Here is a 17,409-nt window from a genome sequence, read left to right as displayed (position 1 = left end):
AACGGGGTGGCGTGCAACGGTGGCACCACGCCGACGACCGCCCCGCCCACCACGGCGCCGCCGACGACCGCCCCGCCTACCACCGCGCCGCCGCCGACGACGGCGCCCCCGACGTCTCCGCCGCCGGGTGGGCCGCGGGTGGACAACCCGTACGTGGGCGCGGATGTGTACGTGAACCCGATCTGGAGTGCGAACGCGGCGGCTGAGGCGGGTGGTAGCCGGATCGCGGACGAGCCGACGGGTGTGTGGCTGGACCGCACGAGCGCGATCTACGGCAACAACAGCCCGACGACGGGTGACATGGGTCTGGCCGACCATCTGGACGAGGCGGTGCGGCAGGACGCGGCGAACGGTAGCCGTCCGCTGGTCTTCCAGGTGGTGATCTACAACCTGCCGGGTCGCGACTGTGCGGCGTTGGCGTCCAACGGTGAGTTGGGTCCGACGGAGATTGGCGCGTACCGGACGGAGTACATCGATCCGATCGCGGAGATCGTGGGTCGGGCGGCGTACCGGAATCTGCGGATCGTGGCGGTGATCGAGATCGATTCGCTGCCGAACCTGATCACGAACGTGGGCAGCCGGCCGACGGCGACGCCTGAGTGTGACGTGATGCTGGCGAACGGCAACTACGTGACGGGTGTCGGTTACGCGATCTCGCAGCTGGGTGACGTGCCGAACGTGTACAACTACATCGACGCCGGGCACCACGGCTGGATCGGCTGGGAGGACAACTTCGGTCCGACGGCGCAGATCATCGCGCAGGCGGCGAACGCGTCGGGTGCGTCGCCGTCGGATGTGCACGGGTTCATCACGAACACGGCGAACTACTCGGCGTTGCGGGAGCCGTACATCACGGTGGACAGCAACACTCGCCAGTCGTCGTGGATCGACTGGAACAACTACAACGACGAGCTGTCGTTCGCGCAGGCGTTCCGGCAGCGGTTGGTGCAGGCTGGGTTCCCGTCGGGTGTCGGCATGCTGATCGACACGTCGCGTAACGGTTGGGGTGGTTCGGCGCGGCCGACCGGTCCGAGCAACGCCACCGATGTGGACACCCGCGTCGACGAGTCGCGGATCGACCGGCGGTTCCAGAAGGGCAACTGGTGCAACCAGTCGGGTGCCGGTCTGGGCGAGCGTCCGACCGCGGCGCCCGCTTCGGGTATCGACGCGTACGTGTGGATCAAGCCGCCGGGTGAGTCGGACGGGTCGAGCCGGGAGATCCCGAACGACGAGGGTAAGGGTTTCGACCGGATGTGTGACCCGACGTACACGGGTAACCCGCGGAACAACAACAACATGAGTGGTGCCCTGCCGAACGCGCCGGTTTCCGGGCACTGGTTCTCGGCTCAGTTCCAGGAGCTGATGGCGAACGCGTACCCGCCACTGTGACAAGGCTGGACGCTCGACACTGAGCGGGGGGCGGGGGGGGGGAAAGGAAAAGGAACCGACCCCCCCCCTCCCCCCCCCCCCCCCCCCCCCCCCCCCCCCCCCCCCCCCCCCCCCCCCCCCCCGCCCCATTTCGGCCGTTGCCCCTGACGGGTCAGCGCCCAGGTCAGGGCACGGCAGGTCAGGGTACGGTGCGTTCGATCGCTGCGGCACCGTCGTGTTCCAGCTCCTGGCGCGCCCGGTCCACCTGCTCCGGACTGCCGTCGCCACCCTTGGCCACCGCGAGGTCCTCCGCGTCCCACGGCTGCTCGGCGCCGGTCCGTACTCGTGCCGGACCGGACTGGCCGATCGGGGGTTGGAAGTCCGGACTGTCCTGCTCGGTGTCCGGGTCGGTGACCAGCAGCGGTACGGTGGTGTCGTCCTCGACCGCTGCGGCCACTGCTGGTTCCTCCTCCAGCGGCACCCGGCCGATCGCATCCTCGCGGTCCGTCATGGCCGTCCCCTCCCGTCCGAACCGTGGATTCACCGGGTACCCGCGACCGAGGCGGATATGCGCGGATACCGGCCGGCGGAAAACGCGTGACCTCCGGCGCAACTGGCACCGGAGGTCACAGAGATCGGTAGGGTCAGGTTCTGGCGACGGCTCAGTTCGACAGCACCCGGTCCAGCAGATCCCGGTAGCGGCGGACCGCCATCCGCAGTTGCTCGGTGTCCTCCGGACCGGCGTCGGTCCACCCGCCGAGTTCGTCACGCTGCGCGGTCAACGCCGCAGTGAGCGCCTCGACGGCCTCGGTCACCAGGTTCTGTGCCTCGCCCGCCGCGGCGTGCGGGTCGTCGACGAAACGCAGCTGCACGTCGCGCCAGCGGTCCCGGAACGCGTCCGCCTGCTCCGCCGCGAAGATCCCCGCCGGCTCCGGCTGCCCGGTCTGCTGCGCTTCGCCGCCGTCGCCCACCCGTACGGTGTCGTCGTCGCTGGGGTCGCGCGGCTCGTGCAGGCGCTCCGGGCCGGCCATGGCGGAGGCCGCGACCGCGCCGCCGACGGTGGCGGCGCCGAACGCGGTCGGCTGTTCGACCGGCTCGTGGTGGACCGGCTCGTCCCGGTCGGGCGTCGCTATGCCGGAGACGACCTCGGTACGGTCCGGGTCCACGTACCCGTCGCGGTCGTGACCGGCGTCCGGACGGCCCGGTCCGCCGTGCGGGGTGATGACCTCGGTACGTTCGTCGTGCCACTGATCGGTGCGGGTCATGATGTCTCTCCTCAGCGGGTCGAAGCTTCCGTCGGGGTCGAGGCTTGCTCGGTCGGGGTCGAGGCTTGCTCGGTCGCGGTCGAGGTGGGCACGGGGTCCTCCCCGAGCAGTTCGGCGAAGAGCGCCCGGTAGTGCACCACGGCCTGACGCAACTGCTCTGTGCTCGCCTCCCCGCGCTCGTTGGCCAGATGGATCTCGTGCGCCTCGCGGTACCTGCCGAGCGTACGGGCGTGCTCCACGGAGAGCTGAGCCACCTGCTCGTCGTAGTCCCCGGTCGGGTAGCCGAGCTCGGCGATCAGCCGGGTGAGCAGTTCGTCGGCGTCGCCGACCGCGGCGCCGGGTGCGTCGACGAACCGGGTCTGTACGTCGGCCCAGGCGGCGGCGTAACGGGCGCGGGACGTCTCAGCCAACGGGGTCAGGGTCAACTCGGCGTGCCGGCGTTCCCGCTGCCGGAGCTCGCGTTCGGCGGCGCTGCGGCTGTCCTGCTCGGCGACGACCCGGTCGTACTCCGGACCGAAGGTGCCACGCAGGTCGTGGCGCCGCCGCCACCGGGTCCCGAGCAGGGCGAGCGCCGCGAGCGCGACGAGAAGTACGGCGGCGATGAGGACGATCTCGATGGGCGACATGGTTGTTCCTCCTTCTCACCCTGGTATTCCCGCTCGACCCGGAATCTCAATCCAGGTTTGTCACATTTCCTTGACGATCTCGTCGGCATCTGATCCGGATCGCTCGCCGGGATGGTCCGCTGCAGGTCGCGACGACGATCGTGGATGCTGCCGCTTTCGGTACGCTCCGTGCCCACAATCGACCGCTGAGTGCCTCTGGTAGTGCCTGAGCCGTTAATTACGTATCCTTCCGGAGGCGCCGGACACGACTGACCTTCCGCTTACCCGGATCGGTCGGTTCGCATCCGCCGCGCCAGCTCAGCCACCACCGCGCCGGCGAGGTCTGATGAATACCCGCAACTGGTCGATCCGCTCGAAGATCGTTGCGCTGGTCGCTGTCCCGATCGCCGCGCTGCTGGCGCTGTGGATCTTCGCGACGTCGTTGACCATCGGCCCGGCGCTGAGCCTGCTGGGCGCCCAGGCACTGCTCGACGACGTCGGCCGCCCCGGTGAGGCGGTGGTGGCCGAGTTGCAGCGGGAACGCCGGCTCTCCGTGGTGTATCTGTCCCGCGCCGAGGGGCAGAACGCGCTGCGCGCCGGTGACCTGCAGCAGTTGCGCGACCAGTGGGAGGCCACCGACGCGGCGGTCGACGAGTTCCGGCGCTCCGCTCGCGGCGACGAACCGCCGGCGGATCCGGCTGTGCTGGACGAGCGGATCGCGGCGACCCTGTCCGAGTTGGAGCTGCTGCCGTCCGGCCGGGGGTTCATCGAGCGTCGGGAGATGGACGCAGCCGGCGCGCTGGGCCTCTACAGCGGCATCGTCGACACCGCGTTTCAGATGTTCGGGGCGTTGGCCGGGCTGCCGGACAACGAGATCAACCGCCAGGCGCGGGCGTTGACCGACATCGGGCTGGGCCGCGACCTGCTCGGCCGGACCGATGCCCTGCTCGCCGGGGCCTTCGCCGCCGGTGAGCTGACCTCCGCCGGCCACCTGCAGTTGGTGCAGACCGTCGCCAACCAGCGGTTGCTGTTCGACCGGGCGGTGGCCGAGCTGCCCGACCCGGACAGCCGGGCCTACCACCAGCTCGCCGCCGGCGACGACTACACCGGGCTACGGCAGATGCAGGACACGCTGATCGCCGGTGGGCCCACTGAGGACGGGCTGCCGGTATCCGAGTCCCGCTGGCGGGGCAGCTACCAGTTGGTCCAGGAGCAGCTGCGCGACTTCGAGCTGCTCGCCGCCGACGCGCTGGCCGAACGCAGCATGCCGACCGCGATCGCCATTCTGGCCCGACTCGCCGGGGCCGGCCTGGTCGGCCTGGCCGCGGTGATCGTCTCCGTGGTGATCTCGCTGCGGGTCGGCCGGTCGCTGATCCACCGGTTGACCGGGCTGCGCGCCGCCGCTCTGGAGCTGGCCGGCGAGCGGCTGCCCGGGGTGGTCGCCCGGCTACGCCGTGGCGAGGACGTCGACGTGGTCACCGAAGCCCCACCGCTGGAGTACGGCACCGACGAGATCGGCCAGGTCGGGCACGCGTTCAGTGAGGTGCAGCGGACCGCCGTACGGTCGGCCGTCGAGGAGGCGGCGCTGCGTCGTGGGCTGAACGAGACGTTCCTCAACATCGCCCGACGCAGCCAGACGCTGCTGCACCGGCAGCTGGCCGTACTGGACCGGATGGAACGGCGCAGCACCGACCCGACGGAGCTGGAGGACCTGTTCCGGGTCGACCACATGGCGACCCGGATGCGCCGGCACGCGGAGGACCTGGTGATCCTCGCGGGAGCGGCACCGGGCCGGGGATGGCGCAACCCGGTGCCGATGGTCGACGTGATCCGGGGCGCCGTCTCCGAGGTCGAGGACTACGCCCGAGTGCACGTCACGACCGTGGAGGCCGCAGCGGTCGCCGGCCGGGCCGTGGGCGACGTCATCCACCTGCTGGCCGAGCTGATCGAGAACGCCACGTCCTTCTCCCCGCCGCAGACCCGGGTCACCGTAATCGGGCAGAGCCTGCCCAACGGGTACGCGGTCGAGGTCGAGGACCGAGGCCTCGGCATGGAACCGGACTTGATCGAGGACGCCAACCAGCGCCTCGCCGAGTCGCCGAACTTCGACCCGCACAACAGCGCCCGGCTCGGCCTGTTCGTCGTCGCCCAGTTGGCGGCCAGGCACGGCGTACGGGTCCGGCTCCGGCCGTCACCGTTCGGCGGGATCACCGCCGTCACGCTGATCCCGGCGGAGCTGGTGGTGCCCGAGTCCGAGGTGCTGGCGCTGCCGTCCGGTCGGCCACCTACCGCACTGACCACGGTCCGGCAGACTCCCGCGCCGGACGCGCTGGCCACCCTCCGCCCGAGCCCCGAGCCCGCAGCGGAGCCGACCGGGGTTCAGCTGCCGGCCCGACGCCGTCCCACCACCCTGCCGACCCGGCGGTCCAGCGGCGCCGGCGCGACCACCGAGGACGGCCTGCCGCGCCGGGTACGCCAGTCCAGCCTGGCGCCCCAACTGCGCCAGACATCCGATTCGTCCGGGGCCGACGGTCAGCCGCTGCGGGAAGCCCCGCAGCGCTCCCCGCAGGAGGTGCGGTCCCTGATGTCCGCGTTGCAGGCGGGAACCGCCCGGGGCCGGCAGGCGGCCGGCCTGCCGGCGGCCGGCCAGCCGGCTGGTACCGGCGACACGACGCCGATCGTCAACGGCGGCCCGGTGCCGCCGGCCGGCGACGGCACCCCCGGTTCCGGCGACGAGCCGGCTTCCGTGGCATCGGAACCGTCCCCGACCGGGTCGCCCGGCTCGGTCCGGGGCACCGCGACTCCGCCTCCGGGCGCGGTGCTGCCGCCCCCGGCGACGGAAGAGTCGGAGAGGGAGCTGTAGTTGTGCACACCATGCGGCATGCGATGAACCTTGACTGGCTGCTCGACGATCTCGTCGAGCGGGTCCCGACCGCGCAGCAGGCCGTCGTGCTGTCCGCCGACGGGTTGCTGATGGGCGCGTCGCGAGGGCTGACCCGGGAAGGTGCCGAGCACATGGCGGCGATGGCCGCCGGCTTCCAGAGCCTTGCCAAGGGTGCCAGCCGGCACTTCGGGTCGGGCCCGGTACGGCAGACCGTGATCGAGATGGAGTCGGCGTACCTGTTCGTCACCGCGGCCGGGCACGGGGCCTGCCTGGCGGTGCTCAGCGCCGCCGATGCGGACATCGGCCTCATCGCGTACGAGATGGCGATGCTGGTCACCCGGGTCGGGCAGACTCTCAGCACGCCGAGCCGGACACCTGCGGCGCAATCCGATGCGGGGTGACCCGGCCGGACCCCACGACTGGCTGGACTCCGACGCCGGCCCGGTGGTCCGTCCGTACGCGGTGACCGGTGGCCGGGTGCAGCCCACCGGCGCCACCTTCGACCTGCTGGCCTTCGTCGTGGCGAAAGCCCCGGAGGGCGCCGACAGCAGGGTCGCGCTGCAGCCGGAACATCGGCGCATCGTCGGGTTGGCCCAGCAGCCGGTCTCGGTCGCCGACCTGGCGGCCGACCTCGATCTCGCGCTCGGTGTGGTCCGGGTCCTGCTCGGGGACCTGCTCGCCGCCGGACTGATCGCCCTCTACGAACCCCCGGCTTCGGCCACTCACCCCCACGACGACATACTCAAGGCGGTGGTCAATGGACTCCGTGCGCTCTAACCGGCATCAGCCCTCCCGGCGGGTCCCACTCGCGCTGAAGATACTCATCGCGGGCGGTTTCGGCGTCGGGAAGACCACCCTGGTCGGCGCGGTCAGTGAGATCCGGCCGCTGCAGACCGAGGAGGTGCTGACCAGCGCCAGCCTGGGCACCGACGACACGTCCTGGGTGGAGGGCAAGAACACCACGACCGTCGCGATGGACTTCGGCCGGATCACCATCAACGATGATCTGCAGGTCTATCTGTTCGGTACGCCGGGTCAGGACCGGTTCTGGTTCCTCTGGGACGAGTTGGCGTTCGGCGCGCTCGGTGCGGTGGTGCTGGCCGACACCCGTCGGCTCGCCGACTGTTTCCCGTCGGTCGACTACTTCGAGCAGCGGGGCACGCCGTTCGTGGTCGGGGTCAACTGTTTCGAGGGGGCGCAGCAGTTCAGTCAGGACTCGGTGCGCCGTGCGCTCGACCTCGACCCGGATGTGCCGATCGTGCTGTGCGACGCCCGCAACCGTGGCTCGGGCAAGACGGTGCTGATCGCATTGGTCGAGCATGTGGCCTACCTGCGTGGTCAGCCGGTGCCGGCGGGCTGACCTGCCGCCGGGTGCCGGCCGGTGTCGACCAGCACGACATCCAGCCGGCGCGGCCCGTGTACCGTTCCCGCAAATGGCGACGGGCCGCTTCGGCCAGCGCCGCCGGGTCGTCGGTGAGGGTGGTTAGATCGACGCCGGGCATCCGGCGGGCGAAGATCTCCCGAATCTGCGTCCGGTTGTAGTGGATCGCCGGGACCAGGATGTGCGACGGCGTGTCCCCGGCCAGCTGGACGATGAGCTCGGCGAGGTCGGTCTCGATAGCTTCAATGCCGGCCGCCGCGAGGGTCTTGAGGACCTGGTCTGCGCCGGTCCGTCGGACCAGGTCGGTCACCACCCGGCCCGCCTCGGCCGCGTCCCGTGCCCAGTGCACCTGGGCCCCCGCGGCGGTGGCCGCCGCCTCGAATTCGGCGAGCAGTTCGGGCAGGCGGGCCAGCCCGTCGTCCTTGACCGCAGCCCCGGCGGCCCGCAGCGCCTCCCAGCCCGCCAGCTCGGCGACCATCCGTTCCCGTTCGCCGCGGATGGTGCGGGTGGCCCGGTGCAGGTTGGCGCGCAGTGGGCATTGTCCAGCTCGCGGGCCGCCGCAGCGGGAAACGGCAACCGGGCGGTCACGTGCCGGTGCTGGCGTTGGTGCTGGTCAATGCGGCTCCTCCGCTGTGCCGGCCAGGATCTGCGCGTAGTGCACCGCCCGTACCGGGCTGCGGGACCGGGTCAGCCCGCCGCCGATGTGCGCCAGGCACGAGTTGTCGGTCGCCGCCAGGTAGTGGGCGCCGGTGCCGCGTACCGCCCGGCACTTGTCGGCCAGCATCGCGCTGGAGACAGCGGCGTTGCGCATCGCGAAGGTACCGCCGAAACCGCAGCACTCCTCGGCGTCCGGCAGGTCGATCAGGTCGATCCCGCGGACCGCACGCAGTAGCCGCAGCGGCCGGTCACCCAGCCGCAGCATTCGCAGCCCGTGGCAGCTCGGGTGGTAGTTGACCGGGTGCGGGAAGGCGGCTCCGGCGTCGGTGACGCCGAGCACGTCGACCAGTAGTTCGGATAATTCGTACACCCGGGGTCGTAGCTCCTCGACCGCGGCGGCGAGCGCCGGGTCGTCGGCGGCCAGTCGCGGGTACGCGTCGCGGACCATCGCCACGCACGAACCGGACGGCGCGACCACCACCGGATGGTCGCGGAACGTCTCGACGAACCGGCGTACCAGGGGTATCGCCTCGGCCCGGTACCCGCTGTTGCCGTGCAGTTGCCCGCAGCAGCTCTGGTCGAGTGGAAAGTCGACGGTGTGCCCGAGCCGTTCCAGCAACTGCACGACGGCCCGCCCGGTGCCCGGGTAGAGCACGTCGTTGAGGCAGGTGACGAAGAGTGCGACACGCATCGGTCAGCCCTGCCGGAAGAAGGAAAGGTGGCGTTGCCGGGCGGCGAGCAGATGCTCGCGCACCGCTGTCTCCGCCCGGTCCGGGTCGCCGGACGCCACCGCGTCGACGATCCGGTGGTGCTCGGCCCCGCTGGTGCGGTAGTGGGTGGGCGGGAAGTGCAGCCGGAACAGGTGCAGGTGCGGCCTGAGGCGGACGACCGCGTCGTGCAGCATCCGGTTGCCGGACTGTTCGGCGAGCAGGTTGTGGAACCGGGCGTCCTGGGCGGTGAAGGCGGCGATACTCGCGTAGCCCTGCGCGCCGGGTACCGGACCGGGCAGGTCGGCGGCCCCGCGGAGCAGTTCGAGGCCGGCCGGCTCGGCGGTCGCCGACCGGGCGGCGGCCCGTCGGGCGGCGGCGGTCTCCAGGATCAGCCGCATCTCGACGAGTTCGTCGAACTCGTCGTGGGTAAGCAGCGGCGTGGCGGTGTATCCGACCAGCGGGCGCTTGCGGACCAGCCCGTCGGCTTCCAGCCGGGCGAGCGCCTCGCGCACCGGGGTGGGGGAGACCCGCAGGTCGCGGGCCAGGGCGTCGATGTTGATCCGGGCGCCCGGGGCGACCACGTGGTCCATCACCTGGGCGCGGACGGTCTCGTACACGTCATCGGTGAGGGTGAGACGACGCGCTGGCCGCACGGGACCCCTCCTCGGTGCTCGACCTGCGGGCTGTCGACCTGGTTGCTTGGCCCGGCAGCGGGTAGATCAAAGATCCTATAGGATCGCTCGAGTTGAATCGAGTGTCCGACGCCGGCGGCCCGGGCTCCGGCCCGGCCCGGCCGACGCGGATGGCGGAAGGGAGTCCGGTGCGCGCAGTGGAGCTGAATCCGGCGGCGGAGACGATCTACCTCGGCTGCTACACGGCCGAGGGCGGTGGGAACGGGGCCGGGGTGATGGTCGCCCGACGGGATCCGGCGACCGGCCAGCTCAGCGAGCCGACGCTGGCCGCCGAGTGCGCCTCGCCGTCGTTCCTCGCCCGGCACCCGTACCGTCCGGTGCTGTACGCGGTCAACGAGTTGGCCGCGGGCACCGTCAGTGCCTGGTCGGTGCACGGCGACCGGCTGCGTCCGCTGGGCAGTCGCTCCACCGGCGGGTCGAGCCCGTGTCACCTGGCGTTCGCCGCGACGGGTGGGCATCTGGTCAGCGCGAACTACGTCAGCGGCAGCGTCGCGGTGCATCCGGTCGACGACGACGGGGCGCTGCTACCGCGTACCGATCTGCAGGCACATTCGGGCACTGGGCCGCGACCCGACCGGCAGGCGGGTCCGCACGCCCACATGGTCTCCCCGGACCCGGACGGTGCCGGACTGTACGTCGTCGACCTGGGCACCGACGCCGTGCACCGCTACCTGCTCGACCCGGCGACCGGCACGCTGACCGAGCCGGACCCGGCCGTGGCGGCGACGCCGGGCAGCGGCCCTCGGCATCTCGCCCGGCACCCCGACGGCCGGTGGGCCTATCTGGTGGGGGAGCTGGATGCCAGCGTGACGGCGTACGAGATCGACGGGGCCGGCGGGCTGACCGAGCGCGCCCGGGTGCCGGCGAGCGAGTCGTCCGCCGGTGCGGCCGGAGGGGCGCAGCCCGCCGAGATCGCGGTCGGGCCGGGCGGCCGGTACCTCTACGTCGCCAACCGTGGCCCGGACACCGTCGCGGTCTTCTCCCTGGCCGCCCCCGACCAGCCGAGGTACCTCGCCGAGGTGCCCACCGGCGGCCACTGGCCGCGCCACTTCACGATCGTCGGCGACCATCTGTACATCGCCAATGAGCGGTCGGGCTCGGTGGGCGTGTTCGGGATCGACCCGTCGGACGGGGTGCCGGCCCCGGTCGGCGACCCGGTTGCGGCGCCGACGCCGACCTGCGTCCTGCCGGGTTTCTGAGGACTGTGCGGCTGATGCCTGGCTCGTGATGCGGCGGGCTGTTTGTCGAGGTCGACAGCATCCTGCCGGACTTCTCGAAGCGTACGGAAGTGGCGTGGCTACCTGAAGTCACCACTTTCCCTTTAAGTGTTTCTCCTCCGTAACTTTCGTCCGAACGTACCTGGCACGATGCCCTGCTCATCCGGAGTATGGGACCGTGCCAGGCCGCCATCGGATGCGACGTCGAGTTCGCGGAGCCAGCGCCATCGCAGCGGCGATGGCGCTGGTCGTCGTCACCACCGGGGTCTGGTTCGGCTACCAACGTCTCGCCGCCGAGTCCTGCTCCGGGGCGCTGCCGCTGGTCGTCTCCGCCGCGCCGGAGATCGCGCCCGCCGTGCAGGCGGCGGCGGATCGTTGGCGGGCCGACAGCGGCGCGGTCGGTGACACCTGCGTCGCGGTCGAGGTCACCGCATCCGACCCGGTCGACGTGGCCGCTGTGGTGGCCGGGCAGCACGGTGTCGCGCTGGCCGGGGTCGGCCAGGCCAGCGGTACGGCGATTGCGCCGGACGTGTGGGTGCCCGATTCGTCCACCTGGCTGCTCCGGCTGAGTTCACTGGCCCCCGGGTTCACCCCGGCCAACAACGAGTCGGTGGCCCGCAGCCCGGTGGTGGTCGCGATGCCCGAGCCGGTGGCGACCAACCTGGGCTGGCCCGACCAGCAGCTGACCTGGACCGACCTGCTGCAGCAGATCACCACCGGCACCGAGCTGAGGACCGGCATCGTCGAACCGACCCGCGATGCGGCCGGGTTGTCCGGCCTGCTCGCCCTCGGTGAGGCGGCCGGCGAGGCAGGCGCGAACGCGCAGCAGGCGACCACGGCGGCGCTGCGTGCCCTGGCCACCGGCCGGTCCGCGCTGCGGGAGGACCTGATTGCCCGCTTCCCCCGCTCGGCTGATCCCGCGTCGGTCGCCTCCGCGCTCGGTGCCGCCGCCCTGTCCGAGGAGGACGTGATCGAGTACAACGCCGCGCAGCCGCCGATCGCGCTCGCGGCGCTGTACCTGGAGCCGGCGCCGATGTCGCTCGACTACCCGTACGCGGTGCTGCCCGGTGCCGACCCGGCGACAGCGGCGGCGGCGGCCGGCTTCTACTCGGTGCTGACCGGTGCCGGGTTCCGAAACCGGCTCGGTGACCAGGGGCTACGGGCGCCGGACGGCACCTGGGGTGCCGGCTTCAGCGCCCCCCAGGGAGCACCCAGTCCGGCCGGCACCGCTCCGGCGACCGTCACCCCGGACTCCGGCGGTACGGCGGCCGGTGGTTTGGACCCGGTGGTGATCGACCGGACCCTCGCGACCTGGACGTCGGTCACCCTGCCCGCTCAGATGCTCGCGGTGATCGACGTCTCCGGTTCGATGCTGGAGCCGGTGCCCACCGCGGACAACGTCACCCGCGCCGACCTCACCCGGGAGGCGGCCCGCCGAGGACTCGGTCTGTTCGACGATTCGTGGGCCCTCGGACTGTGGATCTTCTCCACTCAGTTGGACGGCGAGCAGGACTGGCGGGAGCTCGTCCCGATCAGCCCGTTGAGTAGCCGTCGGGCCGAGCTGGAAGCGGCGCTGTCGGAGGTCGTGCCGAAGCGAAACGGGAATACCGGTTTGTACGACACGACGCTCGCCGCTTATCTGACGATGCAGGACGAATGGGCAGCCGGGCGTGTCAACTCGGTGGTCATCTTCACTGATGGTAGGAACGAGGACGACAGCGGGTTGACCCAGGATGAGCTGTTGGCCGAGCTGGCCGAGGTGGCTGATCCACAGCGGCCCATCCAGGTGATCTACATCGGCATCGGCGACGGAGTGAGTCAGGAGGAACTGGAGTCGATCACCAATACCACCGGCGGCGGGGTGTTCGTAACCGAGGATCCGGCCAACATCGGTGACATCTTGCTCAAGGCGATCGCTCTCCGCCCGACAACCGTGCGCTGAGTCGGTGTTGTGGCGGTTTGAGGGGTTATGTCGAGCCATCGAGTGACTGAGGGTTGTGAAATGGCTCCATATAGTACCTCTAATGTGGAAGCCCTCTGGCCGACTGACGGTAATCTGTCGCAAGCTTCGGCCCTGCCGGATGGTGGGCCAAGATATCGGGGTGCCGTGGCACCACCGGTACCAACGACGGGCCAGCGAGGTGCCCGGGGTCTGCGTCGACTCGAGCAAGCTGGGGAGGGCTAGTGACGTCGGCGACTTTGGTCAACGCTGCGGTGGTGCAACCGGAACCCACACCGGGAGCGCCCACCGCAGCGCTGCACGCGCGACAGCGTGCCTACATTCGGGCGATCGCAGCCCTTGACATCGGCGTGCTCTGCGCCGCCGTGCTGGCCGGCTACCTGGTGCGTTTCGGTGCAGAGGAAGCCACCGGAGCGGATCTACCCTACGTCCTGACGACCCCCTGCCTGATGGTCGCGTGGCTGGCCTCGCTGAAGTTGCTGCGCTGCTACGACGACCGGGTGCTCGGCTACGGCGCCGACGAGTACCGGCGGGTGATCACCGCCAGCCTTCGGCTCGCCGGCACCGTGGCGATCATCGGCTACGTCGCCAACGTCGGGATCAGCCGGGGCTTCCTGGCGGTGGCCTTCGCGGTCGGCACGGTCGGTCTGGTCGCCGGACGGTTCGGTGCCCGCAAGTACCTGCACCGTCAGCGGGCCACCGGGACGGGGTGGTTCCGCAAGGTGCTGGTGGTCGGGGACACCCCGCACGTGCTGGAGCTGGTGCACACCCTGCGGCGGGAGCCGTACGCAGGCTACCGGGTGGTCGGCGCCTGCATCCCGGACGCACTGCTGGCCCCGGTGCCGCAGCGGCTCGGTGACGTGCCGGTCGCCGGTTCGTTCCGCAACATCCCGGACGCCGCCGCCGCCACCGGCGCCGACACCGTCGCGGTCACCGCGTCGGGGGAGCTGACCGCCACCCGGCTGCGCCGGCTCGGCTGGCAACTGGAGGGCACCGGCATCGACCTGGTGCTGGCCCCGGCGCTGACCGACGTGGCCGGCCCGCGGATCCACACCCGGCCGGTCGCCGGGCTGCCGCTGATCCACGTCGAGGCACCCGAGTTCCGGGGCACCCGCAAGCTGGTCAAGGGCTTCGTCGACCGGTCGGTGTCGCTGCTGGCGGTGACCCTGCTGCTGCCGATCCTGACCCTGCTTGCCCTGGCGATCAAGATCGACAGCCGGGGCCCGGTCATCTTCAAGCAGGTCCGGGTCGGCCAGGGCGGGCGGGAGTTCCACGTCTACAAGTTCCGCACGATGGTGGTCGACGCCGACAAGCTGCTCGCCGAGCTGGCGGCCAAGAACGAAACCGACGGGCTGATGTTCAAGATGCGCGACGACCCGCGTATCACCCGCGTCGGCAGGTTCCTGCGCAAGTACTCGCTCGACGAGCTGCCACAGCTGGCCAACGTACTGTTCGGCCACATGAGCCTGGTCGGGCCGCGACCGCCGCTGCCGTCGGAGGTGGCCCGCTACGACGGCGACGTCGCCCGCCGGCTGCTGGTCAAGCCCGGAATGACCGGCCTGTGGCAGGTCAGCGGCCGGTCCGACCTGTCCTGGGAGGACGGCATCCGGCTCGACCTCTACTACGTGGAGAACTGGTCGCTGGCCAGCGATCTGACCATCCTGTGGAAGACCTTCGGCGCGGTCGTCAACGGCCGCGGCGCGTACTGACCTGGGCTGCGGTACCTACTCTCCTCGGCTACGGGCGGGCTCTGCTGGCCGTTGGCGTAAGCCAGCGGCCAGCCAGGGGGCTGGGTGGTCGCGTACCGCCCGGACCACCGCGCCGGCCGCGCCGGTCGCCGCCGCTTCGGCGCCGAGCAGCGAGGCCCGGACGGTCACCGGTGACCAGCCGACGGTCAGCACCCGTCGACCTATCTCCGCCTCGACGGCCGGCGACAGCCATGGGGCCAGCGGTGCGTAGATGCCACCGAGCACGATGGTCTGCACATCCAGCAGGTTGACCACCCCGGCGAGCACCACACCGAGCGCGGCGGCCGCCGCCGTCAACGCGCGGCGCACCTGTGGCTCGGAGCCTGCCGCCCGCTCGGCGACCTGGCGCAGCGCCTCGGTGGCGGTCAGCCCCTGCCCGGCCAGGCCGGCCGAGCGCAGGATCGCCTCCTGACCGGCGTACTGCTCGAGACAGCCGCGTGCCCCGCAGCGGCAGCTCGGTCCGTCCGGCCGGACCGCGAGGTGGCCGAGCTCGCCGCTCCACCCCCGGGTGCCCCGGAACAGGCGACCGTCCAGCACGATCCCGGCACCGATGCCGATCTCGCCGGAGACGTAGACGAAGTCGGCCGGCGCACCGTGGCGGGCGTGCAGCTCACCCAGGGCGGCGAGGTTGGCCTCGTTGTCCACGGTCAGCGGTACGCCGGCGAGCGGGCTGCCGGCGGCGGCCAGCACGGCCGGAGCGTCCACGTCGTGCCAGCCGAGGTTCGGCGCGAGCCGGACGAGCCCGTCCCGGGTCACCAGCCCGGGTACGGCCAGCGCGGCGCCGGCGAGCGGGAGATCGCGCGCCTGCGGCGCGGTGAGCACCTCGCCGGCCAGCGCGGCGAGCCGGGCCAGCACCAGCTCCGGCGGGTGTGGCCGTTGATCCGCCGGTAGCACCGCCCGATGGCGTACCGTTCCGGACAGATCCACCAGGCAGGCGGCCAGGTAGTCGACGTTGATCTCCAGGCCGAGACCGGCGGGCCCGTCGGCGGCGAGCGTCAGGCCGGTGGCCGGTCGGCCGGCCCCGGTCCGGGGCACCGGTGCGACCTCGGTGAGCAGGCTTCCACCGATCAACTCGTCGACGAGGGCCGAGACGGTGGCCCGGGTCAGCCCGGTCGTCGCGGCGATCTCGGCGCGGGACGGTGGGCGAGTGGCGGCGGCGACCTGGCGGAGCACCAGGCCGAGGTGGTGCTCGCGCAGGCCAGCCTGGCGGAGCGGGGATTCTGGCGTGCGCATGGCCTTGACAATGCCACACGTCGGGAAAATAATTCAATCACTAAACAAATCTGTCGTGTTACGCGGAGGTCACCATGACAGTCCAGCCCACGCCGGCCGACAAATTCTCCTTCGGGCTCTGGACCGTTGGATGGCAGGCCCGCGACCAGTTCGGCGACGCCAGCCGGGGCCCGCTCGACGCCGTCGAGGCGGTGCACCAGCTCGCCGACCTCGGCGCGTACGGCATCACCTTCCACGACGACGACCTGATCCCGTTCGGCTCCGACCCGGCCAGCCGCGACCAGCACATCGCCCGGTTCCGCAAGGCACTGGAGGAGACCGGCCTGGTGGTGCCGATGGTCACCACCAACCTGTTCGGCCACCCGATCTTCAAGGACGGCGGCTTCACCAGCAACGACCGCTCCATCCGGCGGTTCGCGCTGCGCAAGGTGCTGCGCAACATCGACCTCGCCGCCGAGCTCGGCGCGAAGACCTTCGTCATGTGGGGCGGCCGGGAAGGCTCCGAGTACGACCACGCCAAGGACATCCGGGCCGCGCTCGACCGCTACCGCGAGGCCGTCGACCTGCTCGGCCAGTACGTCCTCGACCGCGGCTACGGCCTGCGCTTCGCCATCGAGCCCAAGCCCAACGAGCCGCGCGGCGACATCCTGCTGCCCACCGTCGGCCACGCCCTGGCGTTCATCTCCAGCCTGGCCCACCCGGAGCTGGTCGGCCTCAACCCCGAGGTCGGCCACGAGCAGATGGCCGGGCTCAACTTCACCCACGGCATCGCCCAGGCCCTGTGGCACGGCAAACTGTTCCACATCGACCTCAACGGCCAACGCGGCGTCAAGTTCGACCAGGACCTGGTCTTCGGCCACGGCGACCTGCTGAACGCGTTCTCCCTGGTCGACCTGCTGGAAAACGGCGGCCCCGACGGCACCCCCGCCTACGACGGCCCCCGGCACTTCGACTACAAGCCCTCGCGCACCGAGGACTACACCGGCGTGTGGGCGTCGGCCGCCGCCAACATGCGCACGTACCTGCTGCTCAAGGAGCGGGCCGCCGCGTTCCGGGCCGACCCCGAGGTGCAGGAGGCTCTCGCCGCCAGCAAGGTTCCGGACCTGGCCGTACCCACCCTCAACCCGGGCGAGACCTACACCGACCTGCTCGCCGACCGGGCCAGCTTCGAGGACTTCGACCCGGAGGCCGTCGCCGAGCAGGGCTTCCACTTCGTCCGCCTCAACCAGCTCGCCGTCGAGCACCTGCTCGCCGCCCGCTGACCCCGTACCGTTCAGCGCGAACCCGCCCGACCCCCGCATGGAGGCCCAGCCGTGACCCTCGTCGCCGGCGTCGACTCGTCGACCCAGTCGTGCAAGGTGGTGATCCGCGACGCGGACACCGGAAAGCTGGTCCGTGAGGGCCGGGCGGCGCACCCGGACGGCACCGAGGTGCACCCGGACGCCTGGTGGACGGCGCTGCAACAGGCCGTCGACTCCGCCGGCGGGCTGGACGACGTGGCCGCCGCCGCCGTCGCCGGCCAACAGCACGGCATGGTCTGCCTGGACGAGGCCGGCCAGGTGGTCCGGCCGGCCCTGCTGTGGAACGACACCCGCTCGGCCGGTGCCGCCGCCGAACCGATCAAAAAGGTCGGCAGCGACCCCCCCGGCCGGCAAGCCTCGGCGGACGAAGTCGGCCTGTTTTCTTGTG

Annotated in this window: 16 protein-coding genes and 1 pseudogene; 10 read left to right on the top strand and 7 right to left on the bottom strand. The window is 71.4% G+C overall.

Annotated features, from left to right (window positions below):
• Positions 1-1,389 (top strand): glycoside hydrolase family 6 protein (locus tag ACXAHD_RS25885; RefSeq protein WP_475053806.1); only part of this gene is annotated, 1,389 nt, incomplete at its 5' end.
• Between the two features lie 178 nt (positions 1,390-1,567).
• Here the strand turns inward: ACXAHD_RS25885 and ACXAHD_RS25880 are convergent.
• The 3 genes from ACXAHD_RS25880 to ACXAHD_RS25870 all read right to left on the bottom strand — a co-directional run bounded on the left by ACXAHD_RS25880 (position 1,568) and on the right by ACXAHD_RS25870 (position 3,259).
• Positions 1,568-1,879, bottom strand: a complete 312-nt coding sequence (locus ACXAHD_RS25880) for a hypothetical protein (RefSeq protein WP_281553707.1) — start codon at positions 1,877-1,879, stop codon at positions 1,568-1,570.
• 151 nt (positions 1,880-2,030) lie between these two features.
• Positions 2,031-2,633: a hypothetical protein gene (locus ACXAHD_RS25875; protein ID WP_281553708.1), complete on the bottom strand. Its 603-nt coding sequence runs from the start codon at positions 2,631-2,633 to the stop codon at positions 2,031-2,033.
• 11 nt (positions 2,634-2,644) lie between these two features.
• Complete coding sequence (locus ACXAHD_RS25870; RefSeq protein WP_281553709.1) at positions 2,645-3,259, bottom strand: hypothetical protein; 615 nt, start codon at positions 3,257-3,259, stop codon at positions 2,645-2,647.
• A gap of 325 nt (positions 3,260-3,584) precedes the next feature.
• Here ACXAHD_RS25870 and ACXAHD_RS25865 point away from each other — a divergent pair, with 325 nt between their 5' ends.
• From ACXAHD_RS25865 to ACXAHD_RS25850, 4 genes are read left to right on the top strand one after another with little or no spacing between them, the layout of a single operon-like run.
• Positions 3,585-6,101 (top strand): sensor histidine kinase, encoded by a 2,517-nt coding sequence (locus ACXAHD_RS25865; protein WP_281553710.1) that lies wholly within the window; start codon positions 3,585-3,587, stop codon positions 6,099-6,101.
• Positions 6,102-6,124: 23 nt separating this feature from the next.
• The gene (locus tag ACXAHD_RS25860) at positions 6,125-6,523 is read left to right on the top strand and encodes a roadblock/LC7 domain-containing protein (RefSeq protein WP_281553711.1); all 399 of its coding nucleotides are present in this window, start codon (positions 6,125-6,127) and stop codon (positions 6,521-6,523) included.
• Positions 6,513-6,899 carry a DUF742 domain-containing protein gene (locus ACXAHD_RS25855; protein ID WP_281553712.1) on the top strand — a complete coding sequence of 129 codons (387 nt, stop codon included), beginning with the start codon at positions 6,513-6,515 and terminating at the stop codon, positions 6,897-6,899. Before ACXAHD_RS25860 ends, ACXAHD_RS25855 begins: the two co-directional genes overlap by 11 nt.
• Positions 6,880-7,482, top strand: a complete 603-nt coding sequence (locus ACXAHD_RS25850) for a GTP-binding protein (RefSeq protein WP_278167549.1) — start codon at positions 6,880-6,882, stop codon at positions 7,480-7,482. The genes ACXAHD_RS25855 and ACXAHD_RS25850 overlap by 20 nt, the downstream gene beginning before the upstream one ends.
• A gap of 121 nt (positions 7,483-7,603) precedes the next feature.
• Here ACXAHD_RS25850 and ACXAHD_RS25845 read toward each other — a convergent pair.
• The 3 genes and pseudogenes from ACXAHD_RS25845 to ACXAHD_RS25835 all read right to left on the bottom strand — a co-directional run.
• Positions 7,604-7,981, bottom strand: a pseudogene (locus ACXAHD_RS25845) (LUD domain-containing protein); the annotation flags it as partial.
• 135 nt (positions 7,982-8,116) lie between these two features.
• Positions 8,117-8,851 carry a (Fe-S)-binding protein gene (locus tag ACXAHD_RS25840; protein ID WP_475053800.1) on the bottom strand — a complete coding sequence of 245 codons (735 nt, stop codon included), beginning with the start codon at positions 8,849-8,851 and terminating at the stop codon, positions 8,117-8,119.
• Positions 8,852-8,854: 3 nt separating this feature from the next.
• Positions 8,855-9,523 (bottom strand): GntR family transcriptional regulator, encoded by a 669-nt coding sequence (locus ACXAHD_RS25835; RefSeq protein WP_289212395.1) that lies wholly within the window; start codon positions 9,521-9,523, stop codon positions 8,855-8,857.
• A 149-nt stretch (positions 9,524-9,672) separates the two neighbouring features.
• Here ACXAHD_RS25835 and ACXAHD_RS25830 point away from each other — a divergent pair, with 149 nt between their 5' ends.
• The 3 genes from ACXAHD_RS25830 (at position 9,673) to ACXAHD_RS25820 (ending at position 14,448) form a co-directional block, all read left to right on the top strand.
• Positions 9,673-10,761: a lactonase family protein gene (locus ACXAHD_RS25830; protein WP_281555479.1), complete on the top strand. Its 1,089-nt coding sequence runs from the start codon at positions 9,673-9,675 to the stop codon at positions 10,759-10,761.
• Between the two features lie 214 nt (positions 10,762-10,975).
• Complete coding sequence (locus ACXAHD_RS25825) at positions 10,976-12,721, top strand: VWA domain-containing protein (RefSeq protein ID WP_289212396.1); 1,746 nt, start codon at positions 10,976-10,978, stop codon at positions 12,719-12,721.
• A gap of 272 nt (positions 12,722-12,993) precedes the next feature.
• Complete coding sequence (locus tag ACXAHD_RS25820; RefSeq protein ID WP_289213717.1) at positions 12,994-14,448, top strand: sugar transferase; 1,455 nt, start codon at positions 12,994-12,996, stop codon at positions 14,446-14,448.
• A 15-nt stretch (positions 14,449-14,463) separates the two neighbouring features.
• Here the strand turns inward: ACXAHD_RS25820 and ACXAHD_RS25815 are convergent, their stop codons facing one another.
• Positions 14,464-15,720 carry an ROK family protein gene (locus ACXAHD_RS25815; protein ID WP_475053796.1) on the bottom strand — a complete coding sequence of 419 codons (1,257 nt, stop codon included), beginning with the start codon at positions 15,718-15,720 and terminating at the stop codon, positions 14,464-14,466.
• A 74-nt stretch (positions 15,721-15,794) separates the two neighbouring features.
• Between ACXAHD_RS25815 and xylA the strand changes: the two genes are divergently transcribed.
• Positions 15,795-16,982 (top strand): xylose isomerase, encoded by a 1,188-nt coding sequence (xylA, locus tag ACXAHD_RS25810; RefSeq protein WP_281553717.1) that lies wholly within the window; start codon positions 15,795-15,797, stop codon positions 16,980-16,982.
• Between the two features lie 51 nt (positions 16,983-17,033).
• The coding region (locus ACXAHD_RS25805) for an FGGY family carbohydrate kinase (RefSeq protein WP_475053793.1) at positions 17,034-17,409 on the top strand (376 nt) is incomplete at its 3' end.

This window comes from Micromonospora sp. ABR4_055, assembly GCF_056160425.1.
Note: the sequence above shows the minus strand (reverse complement) of the source record. Positions and strands in the feature narration are given on the sequence as shown.

Bases quoted from the DNA above. Each gene is read 5' to 3' on its own strand.
- ACXAHD_RS25880 (WP_281553707.1), bottom strand. From the start codon at position 1,879: ATGACGGACCGCGAGGATGCGATCGGCCGGGTGCCGCTGGAGGAGGAA.
- ACXAHD_RS25875 (WP_281553708.1), bottom strand. From the start codon at position 2,633: ATGACCCGCACCGATCAGTGGCACGACGAACGTACCGAGGTCATCACC.
- ACXAHD_RS25870 (WP_281553709.1), bottom strand. From the start codon at position 3,259: ATGTCGCCCATCGAGATCGTCCTCATCGCCGCCGTACTTCTCGTCGCG.
- ACXAHD_RS25865 (WP_281553710.1), top strand. From the start codon at position 3,585: ATGAATACCCGCAACTGGTCGATCCGCTCGAAGATCGTTGCGCTGGTC.
- ACXAHD_RS25860 (WP_281553711.1), top strand. From the start codon at position 6,125: ATGAACCTTGACTGGCTGCTCGACGATCTCGTCGAGCGGGTCCCGACC.
- ACXAHD_RS25855 (WP_281553712.1), top strand. From the start codon at position 6,513: ATGCGGGGTGACCCGGCCGGACCCCACGACTGGCTGGACTCCGACGCC.
- ACXAHD_RS25850 (WP_278167549.1), top strand. From the start codon at position 6,880: ATGGACTCCGTGCGCTCTAACCGGCATCAGCCCTCCCGGCGGGTCCCA.
- ACXAHD_RS25840 (WP_475053800.1), bottom strand. From the start codon at position 8,851: ATGCGTGTCGCACTCTTCGTCACCTGCCTCAACGACGTGCTCTACCCG.
- ACXAHD_RS25830 (WP_281555479.1), top strand. From the start codon at position 9,673: ATGGCGGAAGGGAGTCCGGTGCGCGCAGTGGAGCTGAATCCGGCGGCG.
- ACXAHD_RS25825 (WP_289212396.1), top strand. From the start codon at position 10,976: ATGCGACGTCGAGTTCGCGGAGCCAGCGCCATCGCAGCGGCGATGGCG.
- ACXAHD_RS25815 (WP_475053796.1), bottom strand. From the start codon at position 15,720: ATGCGCACGCCAGAATCCCCGCTCCGCCAGGCTGGCCTGCGCGAGCAC.
- xylA (WP_281553717.1), top strand. From the start codon at position 15,795: ATGACAGTCCAGCCCACGCCGGCCGACAAATTCTCCTTCGGGCTCTGG.